We start from the raw sequence: 16,527 nt of genomic DNA, 5'->3' as shown, positions 1-16,527 counted from the left end.
TCTCAGCCCGGAAGACGCAGATTGAAGCGCACCGCCAGCATCCGCATCACGAACGTGACGGCGATGCCGGCGGGCAGCGTAATGCTGTCCGGCAGGCCCAATCGGTCCAGGCCCAGAAAGACCCAGCAGCCGAAGAAGGCACAGGTGGCATACAGGTGGCCGCGTTTAAGTACCAGCGGGATCTCGTTGCACAGCACATCGCGCAGCACGCCGCCGAAGATGCCGGTGATGACACCCATCATCACGGCGACGAACAGCGGCATGTGCGCCTCCTGCGCGATGGAGGTGCCCAGCACGCTGAACAGGCCGAGCCCCAGCGCATCGGCGAAGACAATCACCTTTTCCGACAGTCGTGAACTCAGGTGCCGCATCACCGGCGTCAATGCCAATGCCAGCACGAAGATCAGGATCACATAGTCCTGGCGCTCCACCCAGAACAGCGGCCGGCGGTCCAATAGCAGGTCACGCAGTGTGCCGCCGCCGAAGGCTGTGATGAAGCCGACGGTGAAAGTGCCGACCATGTCCATTTCCCGGCGGTGCGCCTCGATGAAGCCCGAGCAGGCGAAAGCCAGGATGCCGAAGACTTCGATGATTTCCAGCAGGGTGTTCAGATTCAGGGGCAGGTGCATGCGTTTGGCCGGTTGGGGAAGTTGTTCGTTGAGTGGACGTAAAGCCAAAAAAGTTTGGGCCGGCATTATAGGCGCCCGCGGCGTGGGCGTATGAGCGTGCTGAATTGAGCGCGCAAAAAAATCGCTACAATCGCGGCTGGTTGACGTAAACGTAAATCGAACGATTTTCCTCATGAGGAGACGGCAAGATGCAAATCCAGGGCAATGTTTTCATCATCACCGGTGGTGCTTCCGGACTCGGTGCGGCGACCGCGCGCATGATCTCGGAAAATGGCGGCAAAGTCGTGCTTGCGGATGTGCAGGCGGAACCGGGCGAGAAGCTGGCTGCTGAACTCGGCGGCAAATTTCAACGCTGCGATGTGACCTCCGAGGCAGACGCCAAGGCCGTTGTCGATGCGGCGCTGGCCCTGGGCAGCGTGCGCGGCCTTATCAACTGCGCTGGCATCGCGCCGGCGGTCAAGACAGTCGGCAAGGACGGGCCGCATCCGCTTGACGCCTTTCAGCGTGCAATCAACATCAATCTGATCGGGACGTTCAACATGGCTCGGCTTGCCGCCGACGCGATGTCGAAGACCGAACCCAGTGAGCAAGGCGAGCGCGGTGTGATCATCAATACCGCTTCGGTTGCCGCCTATGACGGGCAGATCGGCCAGGCGGCGTATGCGGCATCCAAGGCCGGCGTGGTCGGCATGACGCTGCCGATGGCGCGCGATCTGTCGCGCAATGGCATTCGCGTGATGACGATCGCGCCGGGCATTTTCGAGACACCGATGCTGCTCGGTATGCCTCAGGAAGTCCAGGATGCGCTCGGCCGCATGGTGCCGTTCCCGCCGCGGCTGGGCAAGCCGCAGGAATACGCGCACCTGGCGAAAACCATTATCGAAAACGTCATGCTCAACGGCGAAACCATTCGCCTTGACGGGGCCATCCGCATGCAGCCGAAGTGACACGCAGGACCTTGCCACGCAGCCTCGCGACCGGGCTGCTTGCCGGACTCGCCGCGCTGCTGCTGTCGGCTTGCGCGGCGCCGCCTGTCGAACACGCGACCGTTATCACCCCGGACGCCGCGCCGGAAGCTGGTTCAGGCTACGTCGAAAAGCCGGGATGGCTGGCGCGCAAATTCATGGTGGCCGCGGCCAATCCGCTGGCCAGCGAAGCGGGCTACCAGATCCTGAAGCGGGGTGGATCAGCCGTGGATGCGGCGATTGCCACCCAGCTGGTGCTGGGCCTGGCGGAGCCACAGTCTTCAGGGCTGGGCGGCGGCGCCTTCCTGATGCTCCATGATGGAAAGTCGCTCATCGCCTACGATGGTCGGGAAACCGCGCCGGCGGCCGCAAATGAAAAACTGTTCCTTGATGAGCGTGGCAAGCCGCTGCCTTTTTATCGAGGATTGATTGGCGGGCGTTCGGTCGGCGCACCGGGGGTACTGCGCATGCTCGAAATGGCGCACCGGGAATACGGGCGGCTGCCTTGGCGCGAGCTGTTTCAGCCGGCGATAGTGCTCGCTGAAAACGGCTTTGCCGTCAGTCCGCGGCTGGCCAAGCTGGTGCGCGAAGATCCGTATCTGCGCCAGGACCCGGTGGCAGCCGCGTATTTCTTCGACCGGCAAGGCAATTCATGGCCGGTCGGGCATGTGCTGCGCAATCCGGCGCTGGCGCAAACCCTGCGCGAGGTGGCGCAGGGGGGGGCTGATGCGTTCTACCGGGGTCGGATCGCGAAAGATATTGAAGCCAAGGTACGGAGCCATCCTGATAATCCTGGGTTGCTCCGCGCTGCGGACATTGCCGCCTACAAACCGCGCAAGCGCGAGGCGTTGTGCAGTGATTTCCGAGTCTGGCGCATTTGCGGCATGCCACCGCCATCTTCGGGCGGACTGGCGGTCGCACAAATGCTGGCCATTCTTTCCCACACCGACATTGCGCAGCATCCGCCGCGCGCCGATGGACTTGATCCCGAGGCGGTGCACCTGTTTTCCGAAGCCGGCCGACTGGCGTTCGCGGATCGCAACCGCTATGTCGCCGACCCCGATTTCGCACCGATGCCGGGTGGGATCGCAAGCTTGCTGGATTCCGAGTACTTGGCGCAGCGAGCGGCGTTGATTGGACCGATGTCGATGGGCAAGGCGAAGGCCGGGGTTCCGGAAGGGGTACGGTCCGCCTGGGCGGATGGCGTGTCGCCCGAACTGCCATCGACTTCGCATATTTCCATAGTCGACGCCGATGGCAATGCGGTGGCAATGACGACGACGGTGGAAAGCGCGTTCGGATCACGCCAGATGGTAGACGGCTTCCTGCTGAACAATGAACTGACCGATTTTTCTTATGCCTATGCCGACGAAAATGGCTTGGTGGCCAATCGCGTGGAAGGTGGAAAACGTCCACGCAGCAGCATGGCGCCGACCATGGTATTCGAGCGGGATACGGGAAAATTCGTGATGTCGCTTGGTTCGCCTGGCGGCAGCTATATCATCAACTACGTTGCGAAGACCCTGGTTGGCGTACTGGAGTGGCGGCTCGATTTGCAGAAGGCGATCAATTTGCCGAACTTTGGAAGCCGCAACGGCCCGACCGAGCTGGAAGCCGGTCGTGTTTCCGAGAACTTGGTGGAGGCGCTGAAGCGCAAGGGGCATGACATCCGCTTGTCCGAGCAAACCTCGGGCCTCCAGGGCATCATGCGTATTCATGTCGAGGAAGGAGACATGTGGTTTGGCGCCGCCGATCCACGCCGAGAGGGCAGCGTACGCGGTGACTAGTTAAAAACACAATGGCCAACGACCGTACCGCCAAACTCTTTATGGTTCCTGTCGAAGTGCTAAAGCTCGTCGGGCGGCTTCGACGCTGCTTAGTAGCGATAGTGATGGTGATGGTGGTGATGCCATCGACCCTGACCATAGTACGACGGATACGAGTAATACACCGGGGCGGCCGGCGCGACATAGACCGGACGCGGAGCGACGTACACCGGCTGTGGCGCAACGTAGACCGGTGCCGGTTGATACACAGCAGGCGGACCATATGCCACCGGGCCCGGCACACCGATGTTTACCGACCAGCGTACTCCGCCATGGTCATGCGCGCTGGCAATGGGTGCGTAGACACTGAAGGCTAATGCTGCAATGCCAGAAAGAAACAATGTACGCATAGCGATCTCCTCGTTTGATGCTTGTATTAAAGCCGCAATCGTCTTCGCTTGCTAAGAAAATCTCGGCAAAGGCTGGGTAAAAAGTGCAACGGGATGTATCTGCGCTCGAATGTTGCATTCGTGGAAACGAAACGATACGCTAGCATTCGTTTCTCACCTTTTCCATCAAGAATTCCCCGTCGTTATGGATGCTCATATTGTTAAACGAGTCCTGGCGGTATTGCTGACTTGGCTTTTGTGCTCTGTCGCGCTCGCCAGGGAGAACACGCGCCTGCCAGGTGTAGATATCAATGCGCTGCCGTTCGAAGCCCAACGTACTGTCAAGCTAATAAAACAGGGCGGCCCTTATCCCTATCCCAAGGACGGCGCAATTTTTGGCAATTATGAAAGGCTTTTACCGGAACGGAAGCGCGGGTATTATCGTGAGTTCACTGTTGAGACCCGGGGTGAGAGGGGGCGCGGTGCCAGGCGCATTATTACTGGCGGCGATCCGGCCGCGCCGACGGAATACTATTACACCGATGACCACTATGCGTCCTTCCGGCGCATCAGAGAGTAAGACGTGAATATCTACCATCTTAGAGTCGAGGAAAAAGGTCAGCCGCCGATGCTTGAAGCGCCCGGAGATTCCAGCCTTATTCGAACCGTGCCGCCTAACGTGGTGCAATCGATACGCGCGTTTCGCACACCTGATCTCCAGGCCGAAGCGATACGTCTTGGCCAGCATTTCCTTTACGCCTACTGCGGCAATGCCTTAACGAAGCAGCAAGTCTTAACGACCATTGCTGAGGCATTTCACTTCCCACGTCATTTCGGCAAGAACTACGATGCGCTTTCCGACTGTCTGACAAGCCTGGTGTATCAGTCCGGAAAGCAATTCGGTTTCCTCGTGGTACTCGAACAACTGCCAAATGCACCGAAGTTCGACCGCGAAGCGCGCGAAACACTGCTCGACGTGTTCAGGGATGCTGCGGATTTCTGGGCGGAGAAAAAAGTACCGTTTCGTGTGTTTTATTCGTTCCAGTAATTTCGCATCCACTGTCCGTTCTTTCGCCGGGCTCGGAAAGGCGGCTGCACGCGTACGGTACAATGCGCGCCATGAAACGAATAGTCATCCTGATTTCCGGGCGCGGCAGCAATATGCAAGCAATCGTGCGCGCCGCCCGCGAAGAGCAATGGCCGGCGCAGATTGTCGCGGTTATCAGTAATCGCTCTGATGCTGCAGGCCTGGAATATGCCAGCAACAATGGCATTGCCACAGAAGTCATCCCCAGCAAGCAGTACACGACGCGTGAAAGCTTCGATGCCGATCTGCGTGAAGCGATCGATCGATTCACGCCCGATCTGGTCGTTCTGGCCGGATTCATGCGCATACTGACGCCCGATTTCGTGGCTCACTACAAGGGACGCATGCTCAATATTCATCCCTCGCTGTTGCCCGACTTTCCAGGCTTGCATACGCATCAGCGCGCTCTCGATGCTGGAGTGAAAGAGCATGGAGCCACCGTTCATTTCGTGACCGCTGAACTCGATCACGGCCCAACAGTAGCCCGGGCGACTGTACCGGTCTTGCCGGGCGATACCGAGGACGTCCTGTCCGCTCGCGTGCTGGAGCAGGAGCACCGCCTGTATCCGCAGGCAGTGCGCGAGTTCATCGACGGCACATACAGGATGGAGAACGGCCGTGTCGTCTTCGCCGATGTGGCGAGACATTTGGATAAGAAAGAAGTCGCATGAGATTGCCCCCCGCTGTTGTAAGTCATACCGAAGAAGTGTTGCGCGAAGTATTGCGTTTCACTGGTCCTGCGGATGGCACGCTTTCCCGTTATTTCCGTGAACATCCGCGTCTGGGCGGCCGCGAGCGCGGCATGATCGCTGAATCGATCTACGCTGTGTTGCGCAACAAGCTCGTCTATACGAATTTCGCTGAATCCGGCACAGGACCGGCAATGCGCCGCCTGGTTCTGCTTGGATTGGCCGATGTGGCCGGCGTGGAAGCGATATCCGGCTTGTCGCCGGAGGAGACCGCATGGCTGGAACGCGTGATCCGGGTCGATAGAGAGGCGCTGCAGCCGCAGCTGAAGGCAAATCTGCCCGAATGGCTGTACCGGAAGCTGGCTCAGGATGTCGGCGAAGATGGCGTTATAAAGATGGCGCGCGTGCTGAATTCTCCCGCGCCACTCGATTTGCGGGTCAACATCCTAAAGGTCAGCCGGGAAGAGGCCATTGCCGAGCTTGCAAAAGTGCCGCTGCAATGTGAACTTCCCCCCTACGCAGCTTCAGCGCTGCGCATCTACAAGAAACCCGCGCTGCAGAACCTACCCATTTTCAAGAGCGGCGGCATCGAAGTGCAGGACGAAGGCAGTCAGGTGCTGGCCCAGCTTGTGGGCGCAAGACGCGGTGAAATGGTTGTGGACTTTTGCGCCGGCGCTGGAGGCAAAACGCTGGCGCTCGGTGCAATCATGCGCAATACCGGCCGTCTATATGCTTTTGATGTGTCAGAGAAACGGCTTGCCAAGTTGAAGCCGCGACTCGCGCGCAGCGGCTTGTCGAATGTACATCCGACGGTGATTGCCCATGAAAACGATGCAAAGGTAAAACGACTGGCAGGCAAGATCGACCGTGTGCTGGTCGATGCGCCATGCAGTGGACTTGGTACCTTGCGCCGCAATCCTGATGTGAAATGGCGTATGCAGCCGCAAGCGATCGCCGAACTGAATGAAAAGCAATTTTCGATACTTTCCGGCGCATCCCGTCTGGTAAAGCCGGGCGGCAGACTGGTCTATGCGACTTGCAGCATTCTTTCTGAAGAAAACGAAGCGATCGTCGAACGTTTTCTTGCCACTCACTCCGCGTTCCAGTTGGTGCCGGTGAAGCAGGTGCTTGAAGAGCAGGGCATTCCGCTAGAAATGGAAAATTATTTGAAACTGTTGCCGCAGGTTCATAATACGGACGGCTTTTTCGCAGCGGTGTTGGAACGCCGTCAGTAATCGCTGCGGATGTATTGCGATGAGCGTCTTCGCGGAGCTCGTCACCCGGCGGCGATTCATTCATTGCTGGAAGCAAACATGAGACACGGAGCGCATGCGTTGTCATGGCCGGAGCTTTGGGCAGATCTGCATAATCCGAACGTTCTTTGGCAAATCTTGGTGATTGCCGGATCTATCGGTATTGCTTTTGGGCTAACGCATGCGGTGGGCAAGCTGTGGAAGCCTCAGAGCAAACCGTCGAGTCGTCCCGGACCGGTGTTGGCCAGCTTTGGCCCAGTCGCATGGCCCTTGCTGGCCTTAGCGATCATCGCACTGGTCCGGCCGGTCCTTGCAAAATGGCAGCATGTCAATCTATTCAAATTGGCGCTGCCTCTGCTCGGCGCCTTCGCACTTATCCGTCTTGTCTTCTACGCGTTGCGTCGCATCTTTTTGCGAAATGGCCAGTCCGGCAATGTCCTATTTCTCTTCGAAAGGGCATTTGCAACCATCGTTTGGCTGGGGTTTGCGGTTTATATCACTGGCATGTGGCCAAATCTGCTGGCCTACCTCGATGACACCGTCATTCCGGTTGGACGACATGAAATTTCGCTGTTGCTGATGTTGCAAGCCGGTCTGGCGATAGGCGCGACGCTAATTATGGCGCTCTGGTCTGGCGCGGTGCTCGAAGAACGTCTGATGCGCATGGATAGCGTCCACTCTTCCATTCGCACAGTCTTGGCGCGCAGTGCACGGGCAACGCTGATTGTTCTTGCGATTCTGGTAAGTTTATCCCTTGCCGGTATTGATCTAACCGTACTTTCCGTCTTTGGCGGCGCATTAGGTGTAGGTATAGGCCTTGGTTTACAAAAAATCGTCAGCAGTTATATATCTGGCTTTGTCATTCTCCTGGAGCGGAGTCTTGCTGTTGGGGATATGGTGAATGTGGGCAACTCCTATGGGCAGGTAACCCAAATCAATACCCGTTACACCGTAGTGCGTAGTCTGGATGGCATTGAATCGGTCGTACCCAACGAAATGCTGGTATCTGGCCTGGTCCAAAATTATTCCTTGTCGGATCGACGCTTGCGTATTGCGACGCAGGTGACAGTGGGTTACGACACTGATGTCGAACAACTCATTCCAGCGCTGGTCGACGTCGTGGCTCGTATCCCGCGGGTGTGTGCGGAGCCTCCGCCACACGGTTTGTTGTTGAAATTTGGCGCTGACGGCCTCGAACTGGAATTCGGTTTCTGGATCCAGGATCCGGAGAATGGAAGGGGTAATTTGCTTTCTACAGTGAACCGGACGATATGGAAGGAATTGCAACTGCGCGGTGTGAATGTCGCTTATCCACAACGTGAGGTTCGGGTATCGCATGCAGCTTTGTCCGAGCGACTATCGCCCGGGAAGAAGCTGGCAGAGCAGCAAACAGCTTAAAATTTTCATGCGCCGTAGTGCGCATCGATGCAGCATCCTGTTTTATGATCATGGCCGCGAAGGAACACTGTCCTTGGCCTTTCACTCTGGAGTTTTGATGATTCTGAATGCAGTTCTGGATTTTCTGTCCAATGGGCTGACCCGCGCGACCGGATGGCAGATTGTCATCTATACCCTGGTCGTTACGCACATCACCATTGCGGGGGTGACGATCTATCTGCATCGCTGCCAAGCGCACCGTGCCCTCGATCTTCATGCGATTCCCAGTCATTTCTTCCGTTTCTGGTTATGGATGACCACCGGCATGGTGACGAAGCAATGGGCCGCGATTCATCGCAAGCATCATGCGAAATGCGAGACTGAAGAAGATCCTCATAGCCCCATTACCCGCGGAATTTCCAAAGTGCTGTTTGAAGGCGCTGAACTTTATCGCGCGGAATCCAAAAATGCCCAGACCATGGATAAGTATGGTCATGGCACGCCGGATGATTGGCTCGAACACAATCTTTATACCAAGCACAGCGCACTCGGCATCTCGTTGATGCTCATTATTAATCTGGCGCTTTTCGGCATTCTTGGACTCTCTGTCTGGGCCGTGCAAATGCTGTGGATCCCGGTTACAGCGGCGGGCATTATCAATGGCATTGGTCATTACTGGGGGTACCGCAATTACGATTGCAATGATGCAGCGACAAACATCTTCCCACTTGGCATCCTGATCGGTGGTGAAGAGCTGCATAACAATCACCATACTTTCGGCACTTCGGCCAAGCTGTCGTCCAAATGGTATGAGTTTGATATTGGTTGGATGTATATCCGTATTCTGGAAGGCTGTGGACTGGCGAAGGTCAAGAAGATTGCTCCGGCGCCAAAATTCAATCGTCAGAAGTCGGTGGCGGATCTTGAAACGCTGCATTCGATTGTTTCCAACCGCTACGACGTGATGGCGAAATATGCCAAATCGATTAAGCATGCTTGGCGCGAGGAAGTTGTCAATTTGCGCGACCCACTGAACGCGCATGGCTATTCGCCGCGCAAAGTGCGCAAGTTGCTGCAGAAGGAGCCCGCCAAGTTGGCTGGTGCGCAAAAGCAGCAATTAAGTGAATTTCTTGCGCACAGCAAGGCTCTGAAGACGATGCATGAAATGCGCGCGGAATTGAGTGTGCTTTGGGATCGGTCTCATTCGACCAGCGAACAATTGCTGCATCAATTGCAAGACTGGTGCCATCGTGCCGAATCCTCGGGAATTCGCTCCCTACAGGAATTTGCGACGCGTCTGCGAAGCTATGCTTGAGCGTAGCTAGAAGTTGCCAGACAAAAGGCCCGGATCTCCGGGCCTTTTTGTTTAGCTGCATATCGACTTGGAAATAACTGCACAATAAAAAACCCGCCATGAGGCGGGCTATTGAAAACCAAGTTGATGATCAAATTGATCATCAATTCGATCAATTACTTGATCTTGGTTTCCTTGTAAGGAACATGCTTACGTGCCTTGGGATCAAATTTAATGATCTCCATTTTTTCCGGCATCGTGCGCTTGTTCTTGGTGGTGGTGTAGAAGTGACCGGTACCTGCAGTCGATTCCAGCTTGATCTTGTCGCGGCCTTTGCTCGTCGCCATGATGCTTCCTTTATTCGGGGATTAAATTTTCTCGCCGCGGGCGCGCATATCGGCCAGCACGGCGTCGATGCCGATCTTGTCGATGACGCGCAGACCGGCATTGGTCAGACGCAGGGTTACCCAGCGATTTTCGGATTCAACGAAGATGCGACGACGCTGCAGGTTCGGCAGGAAACGACGCTTGGTCTTGTTGTTGGCATGGGAAACGTTATTGCCGACCATCGGCCCTTTCCCGGTGACTTGGCAAACACGTGCCATGGCTACACTCCTTTGAATATTCCAGAAATTGGAAAAACCGCGAGTATATAGAAAAACCGTAGATGTATCAATTACTTGCGAAAAATAATTGTGTCATGTTCATTCTTGGGATTTAACATTTGAATTCACAATTCACCGTGATCGGCGAACGAATGGAAGTGGCGGCCGGCAATGATGAAATGGTCCAGGACTTTGATATCCATCAGGCTTAGCACGCTGCTCAGCATGCGCGTCAGTTCGCGATCATGTTGGCTCGGCTGCGGGCAGCCTGACGGATGATTGTGCGCAAGAATCACGGATGCTGCATTGTGTCGCAACGCCATGCGCACGATTTCACGAGGATGAACGCTGGTATGCGTCAGCGTGCCGCGGAACATTTCTTCATGAGCGATCAGGCGATTACGCACATCGAGGAACAGCACTGTAAATGTTTCATACGGCAGCCGCGCCATGCGCATGCGCAGGTAGTCGCGCGCGGCCGATGAACTGGAGAGTTCAAGTTGGTTTTCCATGTCCTCGTGCATCGTGCGCCGTGCTAGCTCGAGCACTGCATGCAACTGCGAATATTTCGCCGGTCCCAAGCCATCGATACGGCAAAACTCATCCAGCGATGCCGAACACAGTCGGTTCAGTGAGCCAAAGTGTAAAAGCGCTTCCTGCGCCAGATCGATCGCGCTTTTGCCAGGAAGGCCGGTTCTGAAGAAGATGGCTAGCAATTCCGTATCGGACAGGGTATGAGCGCCTTTACCGATGAGTCTTTCACGAGGACGCATGGATTCCGGCCAGTCTGATATGCGCATGGCGGTTCTTTCAAAGATTGAACGACAGGACAGGCAGTGGGGAAGGATGCTCGCCAGAGTTCGGCGCGAAGGTGCTGGGTAGCTTAGAATGACGGATTCGTTTGCGTATTGTTTTCTCATGGAAAATCTACCACAAGCTCTCGTGATGCCTTCTTCCTACCTGACGCTGCATTACCGCTTGGCGTCGCAGGATGGCAACGATATCGTCACTACCTTCAACGGCACACCCGCGACGCTGCAAATGGGCAGCGGGCAACTCGCTCCCTTCCTCGAGCGCCTGCTGCTTGCGCTGCCGGAAGGCACTGAGCAAACCTTCACGCTGTCGCCGGAAGAGGGCTTTGGTGAACGCAATCCGGACCTGATACAACGCGTGTCGCTCGACACACTGCGGGAAAAATCTCAGCTTGGTGAGGAATACCGCATAGGTGACCTGGTGGAATTCAATGCGCCGGGCGGCGGCAAATTCGCCGGTGTACTGCTTGAAATGAATGAAGACAGTGCGTTGTTCGATTTCAATCATCCGCTTGCCGGCCAGACTATTACCTTTGAAGTTCGCATCATCAGCGTTCTCTGAACGAGAGCGCATGCACTCCTCCCTGGAATCGAATATGGAACAAGAAATTCTGCTGGCGCAGCCGCGTGGCTTCTGCGCCGGCGTGGATCGTGCGATCGAAATCGTTGAGCGAGCGCTCGCCCAATTCGGTGCGCCGATCTACGTGCGCCATGAAATCGTTCACAACGCCTACGTCGTCAATGACCTGCGCAGCAAGGGCGCGATTTTCATCGAGGAACTGCATGATGTCCCGGCCGGAAATACGGTGGTGTTCTCGGCGCATGGCGTATCGCGCGCGGTGCAGCAGGAGGCGCAGGAACGTGGCCTGAAGATTTTTGATGCGACTTGCCCGCTGGTCACCAAAGTACATGTCGAGGTCGCCAAGATGCGCCGCGAAGGTCGCGAAATCATCATGATCGGCCACCAGGGGCACCCCGAGGTCGAAGGCACCATGGGCCAGGTGGATGAAGGCATGCATCTCGTGGAAACCGCTGCTGACGTCGATCGGCTGAAGGTCAAGGATCCAGACATGCTGGCCTATGTCTCACAAACCACGCTGTCGGTGGACGACACGGCGGAAATCATCGTGGCGCTCAAGGCGCGGTTTCCGAATATCGCCGAGCCCAAGAAGGGCGACATCTGCTATGCCACCACGAACCGCCAGGAAGCCGTGAAGTTCATGGCGCCGCAGGTCGATGTGGTGATCGTCGTGGGCAGTCCGAACAGTTCCAATTCCAACCGGCTGCGGGAAGTTGCGCAAAAGAAGGGCGCGGCCGCCTACATGGTCGATAATGCCGCGCAAATCGACCCCGCGTGGCTGAACGGCAAGCGTCGCATCGGTGTGACCGCCGGTGCGTCCGCGCCTGAAGTATTGGTTGAGGCGGTAATCGATCAGCTGAAAAGCTACGGCGCACGCAGCGTGCGTGTACTGGATGGCGTCGAAGAAAACGTTACTTTCCCGCTGCCCAAGGGACTCAGCGGCGTGGCTGGTGAATAAACCGCTCGCGTTTTCTTTAGCAGAACCGGCACCGTTGCCAAACGCGCGCCGCCGCATGTCACCGACCTCGCGATAAAAATATGGAAATATTTCTCCAGCAAATCGTCAACGGCCTGGTTCTGGGCAGCATGTATGCGTTGATTGCGCTTGGCTACACCATGGTCTATGGCGTACTGAACCTGATCAATTTCGCTCATGGTGAAATTCTCATGATTGGGGCGATGTCCGGCCTGACCATCCTGAAAGCCGTCGAGTCCTGGGCGCCGGGATTGCCCGGCATCCTGAAGCTCGGCATTGCAATCGTCGGTGCGATCCCTGTCTGCATAATCGTCAATGTGCTGGTGGAGCGCATTGCCTACCGGCGGCTGCGCAATGCGCCGCGTCTGGCGCCGCTGATTACCGCCATTGGCGTATCCATCCTGCTGCAGACGCTGGCCATGATCGTCTGGGGCCGCAATCCGCTGCCGTTTCCGCAGGTGATGCCGTCCGAGCCACTGCATCTGTTCGGCACGCTGATCACGCAAACGCAAATCCTGCTGCTGGCCTTGGCGGCAACGGCAATGATCCTGCTGGTACTCCTGGTGGAACGCACCCGCATGGGCCGCGCGATGCGCGCCGTCGCGGAAAATCCGCGTATCGCCGGCTTGATGGGCGTGAATGCCGACCGGGTGATCGTCTTCACCTTTGCTGTCGGCGCGGCGCTCGCAGCGGTGGCCGGGGTGATGTGGGGGGCGAATTATGCCTCGGCGCAGTTTGCGATGGGTTTCGTTCCCGGTCTGAAGGCATTTTCTGCCGCGGTGCTGGGCGGTATCGGCAATATCTACGGCGCGATGCTCGGCGGCATCTTGCTCGGGCTGATCGAAAGCCTGGGCGCTGGCTACATCGGCGATGTGACGAACGGATTCCTCGGCAGCAACTACCAGGATATCTTCGCTTTTCTCGTGCTGATTCTGGTGCTGACCCTGCGTCCTTCCGGACTCATGGGCGAGCGCGTCGCTGACCGGGCATGAGGCGCGGCATGAAAAAATCGTCTTCGCCGGGAGCTCGCCGGCTGTCGCTGCTGATTCTGGCCATCATCGTCCTCGCGTTTCCCTTTGTGGCCGCCAATTACGGCAACTCCTGGGTGCGCATCATGGACCTGGCGCTGCTGTACATCATGCTGGCGCTGGGGCTGAACATCGTGGTCGGCTTCGCCGGTTTGCTCGATCTCGGCTACATCGCGTTCTATGCGCTCGGCGCCTATCTCGCCGGTTTGCTCGCCTCGCCGCAGTTCGCTGCGGTGCTGGAATCCTTCGTCAATGAATATCCGGCGCTCGGGCAGGCGCTGATCAGCGCCTTCGGTCCGGAGGTGGCGCAGCAGGGCATCCATCTGTCGCTGTGGCTGATCCTGCCGCTGGCGGCGCTGGTGGCAGCGTTGTTCGGCGCACTGCTCGGCGCGCCGACGCTGAAGCTGCGCGGCGATTATCTCGCCATCGTCACGCTCGGCTTTGGCGAGATCATCCGCATCTTCATGAACAACCTGAATGCACCGGTCAACATCACCAACGGTCCGCAGGGCATCAACATGATCGACCCGATCCACATCGTCGGCGTGTCGCTGGCCGGCGATGCCGGGATGGTCAGCATAGGGCCCTGGTCCATGCCTTCGGTGAATGCCTACTATTTCCTGTTCCTGCTGCTGTGCCTGCTGACGGTGTTTGTGTCCTACCGCCTGCAGCATTCGCGGCTGGGACGCGCCTGGGTGGCAATTCGCGAAGATGAGATCGCCGCCAAGGCCATGGGCATCAACACCCGCAATGTGAAGCTGCTGGCCTTTGCGATGGGCGCTTCCTTCGGCGGCATCGCCGGCGTGATGTTCGCCGCGTTCCAGGGTTTCGTGTCGCCGGAATCGTTTTCGCTGACCGAGTCGATCGCGGTGCTGGCCATGGTGGTGCTCGGCGGCATCGGGCACATCCCCGGCGTGATCGTCGGCGGCGTCATCCTGGCAGCGCTGCCGGAAGTGCTGCGGCACACGGTCGAGCCGGTGCAGATGGCCGTGTTCGGCAAGGTGCTCATCGAAGCCGAAGTGCTGCGCCAATTGCTGTATGGCCTGGCGATGGTGCTGATCATGCTGAATCGTCCCGCCGGGCTGTGGCCTGCACCGCGCATGGAAGACCGTCCGGATGCCGATGTTGACAAGCCGGCGCCGTCCACCGGCGTGGCCTCGGCCTAGCGACAGGAGCCAGCAATGACGGAAAACCTGCTCAGCATCAGCGGCGCCAGCAAGCGTTTCGGCGGCCTGCAAGCCTTGTCCGGCGTGGACTTGCGCATTGCCCGTGGCCAGATCTATGGCCTCATCGGCCCCAACGGCGCCGGCAAAACCACCTTCTTCAATGTGATCACCGGCCTGTATCAGCCGGATGGCGGCAGTTTCGAGCTGAACGGCCGCGCGTATTCACCTTCCGCGCCGCACCTGGTGGCTCGGGCGGGCATCGCCCGAACCTTTCAAAACATACGCTTGTTCGGCGAAATGACAGTGCTGGAGAACGTCATGGTCGGCCGGCATGTGCGCACGCACCAGGGCGTGCTAGGCGCGATCCTGCGCCACCGTGCCGCGCGCGCCGAGGAAGCGGCAATCCGCAAGCGTGCGCAGGAATTGCTGGACTTCGTCGGCATCGGCCAGTTCGCCGCGCGCACGGCGCGCCACCTGTCATACGGCGACCAGCGCCGGCTGGAAATCGCCCGCGCGCTGGCGACCGATCCGGTGCTGTTGGCGCTGGATGAGCCGGCGGCCGGCATGAATGCCACCGAAAAACTGGGACTGCGCGAATTGCTGCTGAAGATACGGGCCAACGGCCAGACCATCCTGCTGATCGAACATGACGTGAAACTCGTCATGGGCTTGTGCGACCGCATCACGGTGCTCGATTACGGCAAGCCGATTGCCGAAGGAACGCCAGCCGAGGTGCAGAAAAACCCGGCGGTCATCGAAGCCTATCTGGGCGCGGGAGGTCACGCATGACGACGCCGATATTGCAGGTACGCGGACTCTCGGTTGCCTACGGCGGCATCCAGGCCGTCAAGGGTATCGATCTCGAGGTGCGCGAAGGCGAACTGGTGACGCTGATCGGCGCGAACGGCGCCGGCAAGACGACGACCTTGAAAGCGATCACCGGCACCCTGCCGCAATGCCGCATTGCTGGCCATGTGGACTATGCCGGCGCGCCGATTCATGGCCTGAGCTCGTTCGCGCTGGTGAAGCGGGGCCTGGCGATGGTGCCGGAGGGCAGGGGCGTATTCGCGCGCATGACGATACGGGAAAACCTGCTGATGGGCGCCTACAGCCGCAATGACAAGGCGGGAATCGAAGCGGACATCGACAAATGGTTCGGCATTTTTCCGCGCCTGCGCGAACGAGCCAACCAGCTCGCCGGCACCATGTCCGGCGGCGAACAGCAGATGCTGGCGATGGCCCGGGCACTGATGAGCCATCCGAAGCTGTTGCTGCTTGATGAGCCGTCAATGGGCCTGTCGCCGCTGATGGTCGAGCGCATCTTTGAAGTCGTGCGCGAGGTGTCGGCGCAGGGCGTGACCATCCTGCTGGTGGAGCAGAACGCGCGCATGGCGCTGCAGGCGGCGCACCGCGGCTATGTCATGGACTCCGGCGCCATCAGCATGAGCGGGGAAGCGAGCGCGATGCTCGACGATCCCCGCGTGCGGCAAGCCTATCTCGGCGAAGAAGCCTGATCAGGCGCGGCGCCAGAACGCAAAGCGCGACAGCAGGCGTTCGCTGGCGATGCGCGAATCGGCAAGCGCCTCGGCCGGCAGAAAACGCAGCAGCGCCGGAATGCCGAAGCCGAGCAGGGTGGCGTCGTCGAGCCAGCCGAGAACGGGAATCGCATCCGGAATCAGATCGATAGGACTGATCACGTACAAGCCCAGCAGCAGGGCCGCCAGTTTCACGGCCGCAGGCGTAGCCGGGTGACGGCAGGCAAACCAGAGCACAGTGATTTCGCTGCCAGCGAGTCTGGCAATGCGGCGCAGGCGGGTAAGCATGAATGTCTCCTGGCGAATGCGGCTGGGCCGCGCATGCACCCTATCTGGGGACGAGCGGCGCATTTAAAGCGCAGCTCCCGGGGTTTTT

20 protein-coding genes are annotated in these 16,527 nt (G+C 58.3%); 14 read left to right on the top strand and 6 right to left on the bottom strand.

Going from position 1 to position 16,527, the window contains the following annotated elements:
* Positions 1-2: 2 nt before the first annotated feature.
* Positions 3-629 (bottom strand): trimeric intracellular cation channel family protein, encoded by a 627-nt coding sequence (locus tag JJB74_RS22965; protein ID WP_200595814.1) that lies wholly within the window; start codon positions 627-629, stop codon positions 3-5.
* A 188-nt stretch (positions 630-817) separates the two neighbouring features.
* Here JJB74_RS22965 and JJB74_RS22960 point away from each other — a divergent pair, with 188 nt between their 5' ends.
* Both JJB74_RS22960 and ggt read left to right on the top strand, forming a co-directional pair.
* Positions 818-1,576 carry a 3-hydroxyacyl-CoA dehydrogenase gene (locus tag JJB74_RS22960; protein WP_200595812.1) on the top strand — a complete coding sequence of 253 codons (759 nt, stop codon included), beginning with the start codon at positions 818-820 and terminating at the stop codon, positions 1,574-1,576.
* A complete protein-coding gene (gene ggt, locus JJB74_RS22955; RefSeq protein WP_407672407.1) occupies positions 1,573-3,381 on the top strand; it encodes a gamma-glutamyltransferase in 1,809 nt (602 codons plus the stop codon). The genes JJB74_RS22960 and ggt overlap by 4 nt, the downstream gene beginning before the upstream one ends.
* A gap of 89 nt (positions 3,382-3,470) precedes the next feature.
* Here ggt and JJB74_RS22950 read toward each other — a convergent pair whose 3' ends face one another.
* Positions 3,471-3,770 carry a hypothetical protein gene (locus JJB74_RS22950; protein WP_200595810.1) on the bottom strand — a complete coding sequence of 100 codons (300 nt, stop codon included), beginning with the start codon at positions 3,768-3,770 and terminating at the stop codon, positions 3,471-3,473.
* A 184-nt stretch (positions 3,771-3,954) separates the two neighbouring features.
* Between JJB74_RS22950 and JJB74_RS22945 the strand changes: the two genes are divergently transcribed.
* The 6 genes from JJB74_RS22945 to JJB74_RS22920 all read left to right on the top strand — a co-directional run bounded on the left by JJB74_RS22945 (position 3,955) and on the right by JJB74_RS22920 (position 9,470).
* The gene (locus tag JJB74_RS22945; protein WP_200595808.1) at positions 3,955-4,329 is read left to right on the top strand and encodes a ribonuclease domain-containing protein; all 375 of its coding nucleotides are present in this window, start codon (positions 3,955-3,957) and stop codon (positions 4,327-4,329) included.
* A 48-nt stretch (positions 4,330-4,377) separates the two neighbouring features.
* Positions 4,378-4,797: a barstar family protein gene (locus JJB74_RS22940; protein WP_200595947.1), complete on the top strand. Its 420-nt coding sequence runs from the start codon at positions 4,378-4,380 to the stop codon at positions 4,795-4,797.
* A gap of 71 nt (positions 4,798-4,868) precedes the next feature.
* Positions 4,869-5,507 carry a phosphoribosylglycinamide formyltransferase gene (gene purN, locus JJB74_RS22935; protein ID WP_200595806.1) on the top strand — a complete coding sequence of 213 codons (639 nt, stop codon included), beginning with the start codon at positions 4,869-4,871 and terminating at the stop codon, positions 5,505-5,507.
* A complete protein-coding gene (locus tag JJB74_RS22930) occupies positions 5,504-6,760 on the top strand; it encodes an RsmB/NOP family class I SAM-dependent RNA methyltransferase (RefSeq protein ID WP_200595804.1) in 1,257 nt (418 codons plus the stop codon). Before purN ends, JJB74_RS22930 begins: the two co-directional genes overlap by 4 nt.
* 78 nt (positions 6,761-6,838) lie before the next feature.
* Entirely contained in the window at positions 6,839-8,176 is a 1,338-nt protein-coding gene (locus JJB74_RS22925) for a mechanosensitive ion channel family protein (protein WP_200595803.1), read from the top strand.
* Between the two features lie 97 nt (positions 8,177-8,273).
* Positions 8,274-9,470, top strand: a complete 1,197-nt coding sequence (locus JJB74_RS22920) for a DesA family fatty acid desaturase (protein ID WP_200595800.1) — start codon at positions 8,274-8,276, stop codon at positions 9,468-9,470.
* 155 nt (positions 9,471-9,625) lie between these two features.
* Here JJB74_RS22920 and rpmG read toward each other — a convergent pair whose 3' ends face one another.
* From rpmG to radC, 3 genes are all read right to left on the bottom strand, one after another.
* On the bottom strand, positions 9,626-9,796 hold the full coding sequence (gene rpmG / locus JJB74_RS22915; RefSeq protein WP_200595798.1) for a 50S ribosomal protein L33: 171 nt from the start codon (positions 9,794-9,796) through the stop codon (positions 9,626-9,628).
* Between the two features lie 21 nt (positions 9,797-9,817).
* Positions 9,818-10,054: a 50S ribosomal protein L28 gene (rpmB, locus tag JJB74_RS22910; protein WP_200595796.1), complete on the bottom strand. Its 237-nt coding sequence runs from the start codon at positions 10,052-10,054 to the stop codon at positions 9,818-9,820.
* A gap of 125 nt (positions 10,055-10,179) precedes the next feature.
* Positions 10,180-10,854, bottom strand: coding sequence for a RadC family protein (gene radC / locus JJB74_RS22905; RefSeq protein ID WP_200595945.1), 675 nt, complete (start codon positions 10,852-10,854; stop codon positions 10,180-10,182).
* A gap of 145 nt (positions 10,855-10,999) precedes the next feature.
* Here radC and JJB74_RS22900 point away from each other — a divergent pair, with 145 nt between their 5' ends.
* The 6 genes from JJB74_RS22900 to JJB74_RS22875 all read left to right on the top strand — a co-directional run bounded on the left by JJB74_RS22900 (position 11,000) and on the right by JJB74_RS22875 (position 16,130).
* The gene (locus JJB74_RS22900) at positions 11,000-11,428 is read left to right on the top strand and encodes an FKBP-type peptidyl-prolyl cis-trans isomerase (RefSeq protein WP_407672406.1); all 429 of its coding nucleotides are present in this window, start codon (positions 11,000-11,002) and stop codon (positions 11,426-11,428) included.
* Positions 11,429-11,438: 10 nt separating this feature from the next.
* Positions 11,439-12,404: a 4-hydroxy-3-methylbut-2-enyl diphosphate reductase gene (gene ispH / locus JJB74_RS22895; RefSeq protein WP_200595793.1), complete on the top strand. Its 966-nt coding sequence runs from the start codon at positions 11,439-11,441 to the stop codon at positions 12,402-12,404.
* Between the two features lie 80 nt (positions 12,405-12,484).
* Positions 12,485-13,414: a branched-chain amino acid ABC transporter permease gene (locus JJB74_RS22890; protein ID WP_200595791.1), complete on the top strand. Its 930-nt coding sequence runs from the start codon at positions 12,485-12,487 to the stop codon at positions 13,412-13,414.
* 8 nt (positions 13,415-13,422) lie between these two features.
* Complete coding sequence (locus JJB74_RS22885) at positions 13,423-14,616, top strand: ABC transporter permease subunit (RefSeq protein ID WP_234484781.1); 1,194 nt, start codon at positions 13,423-13,425, stop codon at positions 14,614-14,616.
* A gap of 15 nt (positions 14,617-14,631) precedes the next feature.
* On the top strand, positions 14,632-15,405 hold the full coding sequence (locus JJB74_RS22880; protein WP_200595787.1) for an ABC transporter ATP-binding protein: 774 nt from the start codon (positions 14,632-14,634) through the stop codon (positions 15,403-15,405).
* Positions 15,402-16,130, top strand: a complete 729-nt coding sequence (locus JJB74_RS22875) for an ABC transporter ATP-binding protein (protein ID WP_200595785.1) — start codon at positions 15,402-15,404, stop codon at positions 16,128-16,130. The genes JJB74_RS22880 and JJB74_RS22875 overlap by 4 nt, the downstream gene beginning before the upstream one ends.
* On the opposite strand, the gene JJB74_RS22870 is transcribed toward JJB74_RS22875, so the two are convergent.
* Positions 16,131-16,439 carry a YkvA family protein gene (locus JJB74_RS22870; RefSeq protein ID WP_200595784.1) on the bottom strand — a complete coding sequence of 103 codons (309 nt, stop codon included), beginning with the start codon at positions 16,437-16,439 and terminating at the stop codon, positions 16,131-16,133.
* Positions 16,440-16,527: the final 88 nt, after the last annotated feature.

Origin of the sequence: Noviherbaspirillum pedocola, from assembly GCF_016632335.1 — a bacterium.
Taxonomy (GTDB): domain Bacteria; phylum Pseudomonadota; class Gammaproteobacteria; order Burkholderiales; family Burkholderiaceae_D; genus Noviherbaspirillum_A; species Noviherbaspirillum_A pedocola.
Note: the sequence above shows the minus strand (reverse complement) of the source record. Positions and strands in the feature narration are given on the sequence as shown.